Below are 10,868 nucleotides of genomic sequence, written 5' to 3' on the forward strand. Positions count from 1 at the left end.
GCATAAAAATAACCCTCCTTACTGGTTTTGTCCAGCAAAGAGGGTACATATCAAACTAAAAATCAGTAAGAGTAGCTTTTATATTTATAAATTTTCAGTCTTTAATACCTGCAATTATTCCATACTGTTCAGGTCGTCTATCTCTGAAAATTCCCCAGCTTAATCTTTCCTCCTCAATCTCGTGGAGATCGAATTCTGCGGTTATAACGGTTTCGGATTCTCTATCCGCAGAGGCTCTTATTTCACCCAACTCATCAGTAATAAATGATGAACCATAAAACTTCAAGGAAGATTTTTGATGATTATTTTCATATGATGGTTCAACACTTTCAACACCGATTCTGTTTGCGGCAATTACAGGAACGATATTTGCCGCTGAATGTCCCTGCATGCAACGCCTCCAGTGTGGCATACTATCAACTTCAAGAATAGGTTCGGAACCAATCGCCGTAGGATAAAATAAAAGCTCCGCACCCTTTAATGCCATACATCTTGCTGCTTCAGGAAACCACTGGTCCCAGCAAATTCCCACACCGATTTTTCCAAAAGATGTTTTAAATACTCTAAAGCCTGTATCCCCTGGCGAAAAATAGAACTTTTCTTGATAAAAATGGTCATCAGGAATATGAGTCTTTCTATATATCCCAAGAAGATTTCCGCAATCAAGAACAGCAACACTATTATATCTGAGATACTTTGCCCTTTCAAAAAAACTTACAGGGATAACAAGATTAAGTTCTCGAGAAAGCTCTGTCATTTTCATAACAGCAGGATCTTTTTTTGTTTCAAAAGCGAGAGAATAATAATCGTAATTTCTCTCTTGGCAAAAATACGGCGTTTCAAAAAGTTCAGGTAGAAGCACAATATTAGCACCCTCTGCCGCAGCCTCTCTTACCAACCTTTCTGCCTTTGCAATATTTTCTTCACGAGAACTGCTCATAGACATCTGAACAGCAGCAACTTTAACTTTCCTCATAATTAAAATTCCTTTCAGCAATCTCCCTTATATTTTCTTCTTGTAGCCATACCTCCACGGATATGACGCTGTGCCTTATTTATTTCTAAAACACTCTTCACCTCACGATAAAGCTGTGGATTAACTTTTTTCAGCCTTTCGCTAACATCTTTATGAACAGTGCTTTTACTTATTCCAAACTTTTTGGCTGTCTTTCTTACAGTAGCTTTACTTTGGATAATATATTCTCCAAGTTCAACTGCCCTCTGTTCTACAAAGCCTTTCACATAATTACCCTCCTATGGTTTAGTGGTAATTTATATGAAATTTTCTGTAAATATATGCAAGCTAAGTTCTCATCTGATTCTTGCCCTTAGAGTAGCCACCGAAGATATTACATCGTTATATGCTTCATTATATACTTCAGAGTTTTCTCCGTTAACCTTTTGAAAATCGGAATCATCGCCATCATCATAGGCTGCCTGAACTAAAGCCTTTGTTATTGCAACTGTTTCAAGAACCTTATCGCAAGGTTTTTCAACATTTTCCTTATCAAATTCAATAAAATTTTGACTTGCATCAATATTCTTAGTTTTTGCGGTAATTTCTTCTATTTCAGTTAGTTTATTTATATACTTTTCTGTAGAAGCCTTATCCTTATAATTCCAAGAATTGCTTATTTCTGTAAGCTCTCTGTTTTTCATAAGAAGAGTATCAGTACATTTGCTTAGTTGCTCATAATATTCATCATTCTGCTTACTTGCCTCAGCAGATGAACAAGCCGACAAAACAAACATCATTCCTGCCAAAAGCAATAAACTAAACGACCTCTTAAAGAGTCCAACAGTCCGTGTCATTCAATGGCACTCCCTTTCGATAAAATCATTTATAAGCAAGCTCAAAGCTACCATCAATCTTATAAAGCTTTTCATAAAGATACATAGCATAATCTCTGCAATAATCCTTAACCTTTTCAGCCGCATTAACTATATAAATAGAGCCATTGTTCCACTTAGACTTTTCTTCTTTTACGATTTCTTTTTTCTTAGCCTCAAATTCACCTATCCAAGCATCATAATCGCTTTGAATAGCCTTTTTCTCTTCATCGGAAAGAGATGAAGCCTGAAGCTTATTATTTGCATTTTCAGCCTCAGCCAGCCAAAGTTTTTCATACTTTGCCAAGGTTTCAGTCATAGCCTCCGTTGTATCTGCTTTTTTCATATCGTCTGATAATGAAATATCAAGCTTATTATCCTTAAATGCATCATCAAAATCCTTATTACCTGTAGATTTTGAACTTTCAGAAGGCTTCTGAGCCTCACTCGCATTTTTAGAATTTTGCTCACTATTTATACTGCTTTCAGCTTCGGAACTTTCCTTAGAACTTTCAGTTGTTTCCGAACTTTCTTCTTCGCTTTGGGTTTCAGAACTTACACTTGATTCATCATTCTTAGATTCGTCAGCGCTTGAAGTTTTCTTTTCTGAAATTTCATCAGAAGAACTTTGTGCAGATGAATTGCTTATACTACTGTTATTGCTACTGCCACCTTCACCATTACCGCCACTGCAAGCACTAAAGGCTGCCGCACAGATAATAAGGGAACTAAGAACAGCGATAAATCTATAACTTTTTTTCATAATTATCCTTTCCTTTCAAAAACAAAGCCCATACAATCGTAACCCTATACTATCACAATTCCCCTTATTTTTCAAGTGCGGTCAACTCAACTAAAAATCCTCTAAAACAGCTGCCACACCATAACAAAGACAACATAATTGTTCAATATTATATAGTGACTTATTTTCGTATATTCAGCAATTACCAAATTAATATAGCAATCCTATAAAATCATCACATCACAATAGAAATCAAAAGCATTTGTTTTAATCTTTCATAAATGCCGTCAAGGTCAGAAATCGGGAGTGGATTTTCACCTTTTCCCATCTCTATCGTAAATGCAGGAGTATGAAAGGTTTCCACAAACCAATCCTTAAATCCTCCACCAACTGCAAGACCGTCAGGCTCACTCAAAACATACCCGCTTAATTCGGCAAGCAACTCTCCCTGAAGCCTTGCATTTTCGGGCATATATTCTCCAAAGCTCCAGTAAATTTCCTCCCCTTGACTATGAAATGCAAAAGCACGAATAAAATCATTATTTCTGCAAAGTCTTGCCATTGCTCTGCTTTCAGGCTCACTTTCAGGAAAAATTCCGCCAAATCTTGTAGGCGCCGGAGCATTAATTCCGTTTTTTATTTCAAGTGCTTTTAAAGCTTTCCAACCCGCATTAAAATTATGGTTTATATCAACTCCTGCGGCATTGGCCTGCCAACGCTTTTCAAGACCTATTGCCTCAACGCTGCTGCAATATTCACCGGCACTTTCTGCACCATTAATGGAAATTTCAACTCCATCAGGATTTACACAAGGGACGATGCAAAGTGTACGCTTATGAAAAGCACTTTCTGTTTTTACTCCACAAAAAAAATTTCTTTTGCTTATACTTTCCAATAGTTCGTCGAGAAATCTAAAAATAACAAGTGTCGTCAACCACTCCATACCATGAAAAGCACACGCAAATAAAACTTTTTTTCCTGTACCAAAGCTAATCATAGGAATTTCTCGTCCACAATGGCTTATACCGATACACTCTTTTTTAAGAAAGGGATACTTAGAAAAAAGCTCCCCTATAAGAAAATTTCTATTCTGTTCGTCATTAGGTGCATAGAGATATTTCTGATTAAGCACAATATCACCCCGCAATTATTTCCATATATCTTATGCAAAATTTCCTCAAAATATGAAAAATGTAATATTTGCTTTCTTTAGGGCAAGCTATTAACAATAAATTTGTTGTCAGGAGGAACTTTTATGCAGATGCGAACAGACCTTGCACTTGAAGCAAAAGAATTTGTCGACGAAAAAGAAGAAGGTGTTGTTGTCAAAGAAGAAGAACAGGACGGAATTAAAATTTCTGAAATTAAAATTCTCAACCAAAAAGCCGCCGAAAAGATGAATAAACCAATCGGAACATATATAACCGCCGAGCTTGCCCCACTCACAGACAATCTTCGTGATGGCGATTCCAAAGCCGAATATATCGGTAAACTTATTGAACCTCTGCTCCCAAAAGACGGCACAATTCTTATCGCAGGAATAGGCAATGAAACTATAACTCCCGACGCACTCGGCCCAAAAAGTGCGGATAATATTCTTGCAACACGACATATAACAGGCGAATTAAAGCGTTCATTAGGGCTTTCCGGACTTCGTTCAGTTGCTGTTCTTGCACCGGGAGTTCTCGGTCAGACAGGAATAGAAACAGGCGAACTCATCAAGAGCGTTGTCGAGAGTATAAAACCCTCGGCGGTAATAGCCATTGACGCTCTTGCCTCAAGAAGTCTTTCAAGGCTTGGCTGTACAATACAGATTTCAGACGCAGGAATTTCTCCGGGTTCAGGCGTTGGAAATCATCGTCTTAGCCTTAATAAAGAAACAATGGGAATACCCGTCATAGGCATAGGCGTTCCAACCGTAGTTGACGCACAAACTCTTGCATTAGAGCTTATACCTGAAGCAAAACTCTCATATCAGCAAAAAGGTCTGGTATCTCCTCGTGGAGAACAAATGATAGTAACCCCAAGAGAGATAGACCTTTTAATCGAAAGAGCTTCCCGTCTTGTTGGAATGTCTTTAAATTGTGCCTTGCATAAAGGATTAAGCGTAGAAGATTTTTGCTTACTTCTCGCTTAATAACTATAAATTTCGCAAAAATAAAGGGACGAATTGTATTCGCCCCTTTTATTTATATCACTGTTTTTCAACCGCTGAAGCATATCGAAAATCTGCTTCAGCACCAAACTGATGAAACATTACTCCCACTATCCCCTCTGTACTTGCATAATATCTTGTTTCAGTACAAATCGGATAAAATATCGCATTATCGCAAAGATATTTTTCAGCTTTAATAATTGTATCTAAACTCTCATAATCTGAAGAATTTTCTATTTTTTCGATATAAGAATCGTAGTCCTTTGAGCTTAAACCTGATACATTACCATTTTCATCTGTACGAAATTTTTTTAGTGTATCAAACGGAGAATCTCCGTCGCTCTGAATAGGCAAAAATGCCGCTGTATAATTGCCAACAGAAACAGCATATTCAAGTTCAGATTGGGAAACAGGATTTTTATTAAAATAATATCCTGTACTTTTGTTCCAATCCTCAAGTATTTCATTGATAAGCGGTTGAAGTTTTTCATCATCGGGACAAAGAATCTCAATATCAGTAAGCCTTGTTAATTCAAGCTCCTGCATACCATCATAAACAAACTGTCTTGCATTTTTATCGTGTTTAAGATACATCTCGCCAGCTTTTGTACGATAATTCTGCGAACCGACTTCCACAGATTTCGGCACAATTCCTCTTGTAATGTTATAATGTTCAGGCACAGCTTTTTCAATATTTTCCCTATTAAGAGCCTTTAGCAAACCCTTTCTTATATTACTATTCTGCATAGTTTTATTTTGCATATTAAAGCAAATACCCCATGTTGTATCATCATATTCCTTAATTGTCATTCCAGAATTTTTTGCACTTTCTAAATCACTGCCCGAAATGGCGTAACAATCTACTTTTCCATCAACAATAGCCTGATAACCATTGTCTATATTTCCTATTGAAATATCAACTCCCGTAGGAATAGCCTTTTTATCGCCAACATAATTTTTGTTATTTATAAGACTTATACTATTGTTATGAGACCAACCATAGCTTTTAATATAGAAAGCCCCATTTGATAAAATAAACTCGTCATCTCTGCCATACTGTCCTTTGGTTGACAGAAAGAATTTTTCATTGCAAGGCATAGTTGGCGGAAAGGTCAAAACCTTAGGAAAAGCCTCGTCCGAATATTCCAAATCAAAGATTATTTTATTTTCATCGACACTTATTCCAAGTTCTGATTCTTTAGCATTACCTTTATGAAATTTTTCCGCATTTTTCACGCAATAAAGGTCCTCAACTGTTTCAGAATCAGTTTCAGGCGATAATGCCCTCACAATTCCGTACCTAAAATCATTTGCCGTAAGAGCAGTACCATCATTCCATTTTAAACCATCACGCAAAGTAAATATAAAATGTGTATAGTCATTATTTGCCTCATAGCTTTCTGCCGCTCCAAGAATGGCTCTGTCATTTTCATCAAGCTTCATAAGCCCCTCAAAAATATTAAGAATTACAAGTCTTGATGAACTATCGTTTGCAACCTGTGGGTCAAGTGTAATAGGCTCACTTTCGATATTATATTTTATAGTCAGTTCTGATTTTACCCCATCATCAGAACAGCCATACATAAAAGATATAAGACTAAGCACCAAAAAGCCGGCTAAAAACATTTTCACAAAACGCATAGAAATTCTCCTTGCCAAAATCTATCTATATTAACACATAAGTTCGATAATAACTTTAAAATTCAACATTTTCATAAATGTTTATCTTTCAGGGAACCTCTGCGAGGTTTTTCTACACTCCCACATTTTGAGGAGCATAAAGTGTTTCGCCTTCTGCGGACGGCGACAAGGGCGTTGTCCTTGACCTACGAGTCTTTGAAAAGACTTGAGCGAAACTTTTAATTTTTATCAAATGCACATTATATTATCCATAATTAAGAATAATATGATTTATGCTCTAAATCAACTTACAAATCTGTTACACAAGATTATATATGAAAATTTCTGTTATTTATATCTCAAAAAGAAAAAGACGAGTGACAGCCTAAGCCATCACTCGTCTTTATTATTAGCTATTCAATTTTAGTTCAATCATTAACAAAATCATTCGTTAATAACAGTCTTATAAAGATTGATATAATCGCCGGCACTTCTGTTCCAGCTCAAATCCCATGTCATAGCACGCTTAACAAGAACATTCCAGCCATCACGCTGCCAATATCCTGCAATAGCTCTTCTTACAGCACCAAGCATATCCATTGCATCGTAATTCTTGAAAGTAAAGCCGTTACCTTCACCGTTTTCGCTATCCTGAATAGAGTCACGAAGACCGCCAACCTCACGAACAATCGGAATAGTACCATAGCGGAGAGCAATCATCTGAGAAAGTCCGCAAGGCTCTGCCTTAGAAGGCATCAGGAACATATCCGCACCTGCATAAATCTTTCTTGAAAGCTCAGGAATAAAGCCATGGCAAGCACAAAGTCTGCCTGGATATCTATCCTGCATAGACTGGAAAAAGCTTTCATATTCCCAATCGCCCGAACCAAGTATTACGAACTGGATATACTCCTCACGCATCATTTGGTCAAGAGCTGCCTTAACAAGGTCAAGCCCCTTATGAGATACAAGTCTTGTAACCATAGCAATAATCGGCACATCAGGATTTTGCTCAAGTGCGAGACGTTCCTGAAGTTTACGCTTATTTTCAGCCTTACCGCTGAGGTCATCAACACTAAAGTTATTATAAATCTGAATATCCGTTTCAGGATTATAAGAGTCAGTATCAATACCATTCAGAATACCGCAAAGCTTCCATGAACGGGCATTAAGAATCGGGTCAAGACCATGTGAGAACCATGGGTCACGAATTTCCCAAGCATAACTTGGACTAACTGTTGTTACTCTGTTAGCTGTTTCGATAGCACCCTTCATAAAGTTAATGCAACCGTCCCAATCGAGGACTGAACGCTGATGTGGTGGAATACCAACAACCTCTTCATAAAGCTCCGTACCATACTTACCTTGATACTGGATATTATGAATAGTAAAGATAGTCTTAATACCCTGGTACCACTGATTTTGCCCATAGAAAAGTGAATAGTATGTAGGTACGAGAGCCGTTTGCCAATCGTTACAATGAATAATATCAGGCTTAAAGTCGATAAATGGAAGCATTTCGAGAACCGCTCTTGAGAAGAAAGCGAACCGCTCTGCATCATCATAATGGCCATAAAGACCTGAACGCTTAAAGTAATACTGGTTATCGAGGAAATAATAAATTACTCCGCCCCAGCGAGCCTCAAAAACACCGCAATACTGTCTTCTCCACGCAACAGGCACAGAAAGACTTGTAATAAAACGCATTTCGTCTTTTAGATTTTGTGGTATTTCATCATAAAGTGGCATAACAATTCTTGTGCCTATCAACCTTCTGCGAAGAGCCTGCGGCAACGAACCGGAAACATCTGCCAGACCGCCTGATGCTGCAAACGGCTGAGCTTCACTTGTTACAAATAAAACCTTCAAGGTTTATACCTCCTTAAACTACAATCCAAAAAGCATTGTAAAGAATATTTTTATTATATATATGTCGATAGTATGAAAGCCCATACACAGCATCGGCATATAACCGCTCTCATTAAGAGAGTTATTTAAGCTTTAAAATCAGACTTTGCTTGCCTTGTTAATATAAACAGGATATGTAAGGAAACCCATCAGAGAGCGATTATCCTTTATAATAACATCTTTATCAGCTATAACATAGCTAAGGTTAGAGCCTGCACCAATGACTGTATCCTGCATTATAACGCAGTTGCTGACCTTTGCCCCCTTACCGATATGAACACCCTTAAAGAGTACACAGTTTTCAACTTCGCCTTCAATAACGCAGCCGTTTCCGATAAGCGTATTCTTAACATTAGAGCCAAGACCATATCTTGTTGGCATATCGTCACGAACCTTTGTATATATCGGTCTTGCAGAGTTGAAAAGATCGTTTCTTATATTCAAATCCATTAGCTGCATATTTGCATTGAAATAGCTGCTCATAGAATCCATAACTGCACAGAAGCCCTCAAATTCATAGCCATAAATTTTAAGTTTATCAAATTGTCCCTGAATAATATCCCTCTTAAAGTTATTCTTATTCTTGCTTACACATTCGCTTACAAGAGAAATCAAAAGCTCACGCTTCATAAGAATCTTATTAAGGTAAAAACTACAAGGACCTTCAATAATTGGGTTAATGAGGACATCTTTAACTCTGCCAGTAGAATCAAGAGAAAATACCGTTGGTTCGTCCTGATGCTCTGGTAACTGACCTCTTTTATATACAACAGTAATATCAGCGTCATTAGAAATATGCTTTTCAAGAACATTCTGATAATCTATGTTGCAAACAGTATCGCAATCGGAAATAAGTACATATTCCTCTTTAGAGTTAATAAGGAATTTCTTAATGGAATTAAGAATGCTTATTCTATTTCTGTATTCCTCCTCACTATTGTTAAAAGGAGGGAGAATAAAGAGTCCGTCACGCTTTCTTGATAAATCCCAAGCCTTACCTGTTCCGAGGTGATCCATAAGTGATTGATAGTTATTCTTTGTAATAACACCGACCTTGTTGATTCCTGAATTTACCATATTAGAAAGAGGGAAGTCTATAAGTCTGTACTTTCCGCCAAAAGGAACGGAACCCATAGTTCTCTTATCAGTAAGCTCGCTTATAAGCTCTCCGTGAAGGTTTGTGAAAATCAAGCCTATAACATTATTTCCACGCATATCAGTTTACCCCCTCTTTATCTTCATAGACCATTTCTTTCGGGGCAACGACAGCACCCTCACCTATTGTACGGTTATCGCCAACAACGGCAACTCCCCAATCTTCCTTGTTTTCTATATCCTCAGGTCTTGCACCAACAACTGCATTCTTCTTGATAACTGCATTTTCAGATACGATAGCATATTGAATTACAGCGCCTTCCTCAACCACAACACCAGGCATAAGTATTGAATCGTTTACAACTGCACCCGGAGCAACAGTAACATTAGAGAAAAGAACTGAGAAATCAACATTTCCCTCAATTATACAGCCATCAGAGATGAGTGAATTTTGCACAACGCCTGTCGGACTGACATAATGTGGGGCAACAACAGGATTTCGTGAATAAATTTTCCAATTTTCATCTGCAAGGTCGAGAGTAACATTCGGGTCGAGCAAGTCCATATTAGACTCCCAAAGACTTTCGATAGTTCCGACATCTTTCCAATATCCTGAGAATTCATAAGCGAACATTCTCTGACCATCTGCAAGCATTTTGGGAAGAATATCCTTACCAAAATCGTTAGAAGAATCCGGATTAGCTTCATCCTCAATAAGATACTTTCTGAGCTTATCCCAACTGAATACATAAATACCCATAGAAGCATTTGTACTCTTTGGGTGAGCCGGCTTTTCATCAAATTCGTAGATAGAACCATCAGGATTGGTGTTCAGAATGCCAAAGCGTGAAGCCTCTGCGAGCGGAACATCAATAACTGCAATAGTACAGTCTGCATTATGTTCCTTATGATAAGCAACCATTTTAGAATAATCCATCTTATAAATATGGTCGCCTGAAAGAATTACAACATACTCAGGATTATATCTATCTATGTAGTTTATATTTTGGTATATAGCATTTGCTGTACCGGAATACCAGTCCGCACCACCCTTTTTCTCATATGGTGAAAGAACCTGAACGCCAACATTCATACCGTCCAAATCCCAAGGCTGACCGTTACCTATATATTCATTAAGAACTAAAGGCTGATATTGCGTTAAAACGCCGACAGCCTCAATGCCTGAGTTCACACAGTTAGAGAGTGGGAAATCAATTATACGATACTTACCGCCATACGGAACTGCTGGCTTTGCGATTTTCTGTGTCAGTACGCCCAATCTGCTTCCCTGACCACCTGCAAGCAGCATTGCTACGACCTCTTGCTTTGGATACATCTGTACTCCTCCTTAGAATAACCCTTTGTTATCCGATTTTATATATTCAATATCTTGTAAACATCTTATATATTATTTTTTCTTGCTATTTCTTGGTTTTTTAATTTCTTTCTTAACCTCGGTTTTGGGCTCTGACTTAACTTCAGCAGGCTCAACCTTGACTTCCGCCTTAGTTTCTTTCT

10 protein-coding genes are annotated in these 10,868 nt (G+C 37.7%); 1 reads left to right on the top strand and 9 read right to left on the bottom strand.

The window, feature by feature from the left end; all coding sequences use genetic code 11:
- Positions 1-94: 94 nt before the first annotated feature.
- The 5 genes from aguB to ACLU24_RS11960 all read right to left on the bottom strand — a co-directional run bounded on the left by aguB (position 95) and on the right by ACLU24_RS11960 (position 3,704).
- Positions 95-976: an N-carbamoylputrescine amidase gene (aguB, locus tag ACLU24_RS11940; RefSeq protein ID WP_412612905.1), complete on the bottom strand. Its 882-nt coding sequence runs from the start codon at positions 974-976 to the stop codon at positions 95-97.
- A gap of 14 nt (positions 977-990) precedes the next feature.
- Positions 991-1,242 carry a sporulation transcriptional regulator SpoIIID gene (spoIIID, locus tag ACLU24_RS11945; RefSeq protein WP_022263823.1) on the bottom strand — a complete coding sequence of 84 codons (252 nt, stop codon included), beginning with the start codon at positions 1,240-1,242 and terminating at the stop codon, positions 991-993.
- 69 nt (positions 1,243-1,311) lie between these two features.
- Positions 1,312-1,812, bottom strand: coding sequence for a hypothetical protein (locus ACLU24_RS11950; protein WP_412612907.1), 501 nt, complete (start codon positions 1,810-1,812; stop codon positions 1,312-1,314).
- A 25-nt stretch (positions 1,813-1,837) separates the two neighbouring features.
- Positions 1,838-2,593, bottom strand: coding sequence for a hypothetical protein (locus ACLU24_RS11955; RefSeq protein WP_412612909.1), 756 nt, complete (start codon positions 2,591-2,593; stop codon positions 1,838-1,840).
- Between the two features lie 214 nt (positions 2,594-2,807).
- Positions 2,808-3,704: a M14 family metallopeptidase gene (locus tag ACLU24_RS11960; RefSeq protein ID WP_412612911.1), complete on the bottom strand. Its 897-nt coding sequence runs from the start codon at positions 3,702-3,704 to the stop codon at positions 2,808-2,810.
- A gap of 123 nt (positions 3,705-3,827) precedes the next feature.
- On the opposite strand from ACLU24_RS11960, the gene gpr reads away from it, so the two are divergent.
- Complete coding sequence (gpr, locus tag ACLU24_RS11965) at positions 3,828-4,709, top strand: GPR endopeptidase (RefSeq protein ID WP_412612913.1); 882 nt, start codon at positions 3,828-3,830, stop codon at positions 4,707-4,709.
- Positions 4,710-4,766: 57 nt separating this feature from the next.
- On the opposite strand, the gene ACLU24_RS11970 is transcribed toward gpr, so the two are convergent.
- The 4 genes from ACLU24_RS11970 to ACLU24_RS11985 all read right to left on the bottom strand — a co-directional run bounded on the left by ACLU24_RS11970 (position 4,767) and on the right by ACLU24_RS11985 (position 10,686).
- Complete coding sequence (locus tag ACLU24_RS11970) at positions 4,767-6,368, bottom strand: peptide ABC transporter substrate-binding protein (RefSeq protein WP_412612915.1); 1,602 nt, start codon at positions 6,366-6,368, stop codon at positions 4,767-4,769.
- 423 nt (positions 6,369-6,791) lie between these two features.
- A complete protein-coding gene (gene glgA / locus ACLU24_RS11975; protein WP_412612917.1) occupies positions 6,792-8,216 on the bottom strand; it encodes a glycogen synthase GlgA in 1,425 nt (474 codons plus the stop codon).
- A 138-nt stretch (positions 8,217-8,354) separates the two neighbouring features.
- Complete coding sequence (gene glgD, locus ACLU24_RS11980) at positions 8,355-9,470, bottom strand: glucose-1-phosphate adenylyltransferase subunit GlgD (protein WP_412612918.1); 1,116 nt, start codon at positions 9,468-9,470, stop codon at positions 8,355-8,357.
- A gap of 1 nt (position 9,471) precedes the next feature.
- Positions 9,472-10,686, bottom strand: a complete 1,215-nt coding sequence (locus ACLU24_RS11985; RefSeq protein WP_412612920.1) for a glucose-1-phosphate adenylyltransferase — start codon at positions 10,684-10,686, stop codon at positions 9,472-9,474.
- Between the last annotated feature and the right edge of the window lie 182 nt (positions 10,687-10,868).

Origin of the sequence: Pseudoruminococcus sp. (assembly GCF_047012705.1) — a bacterium.
Lineage (GTDB): Bacteria > Bacillota > Clostridia > Oscillospirales > Acutalibacteraceae > Pseudoruminococcus.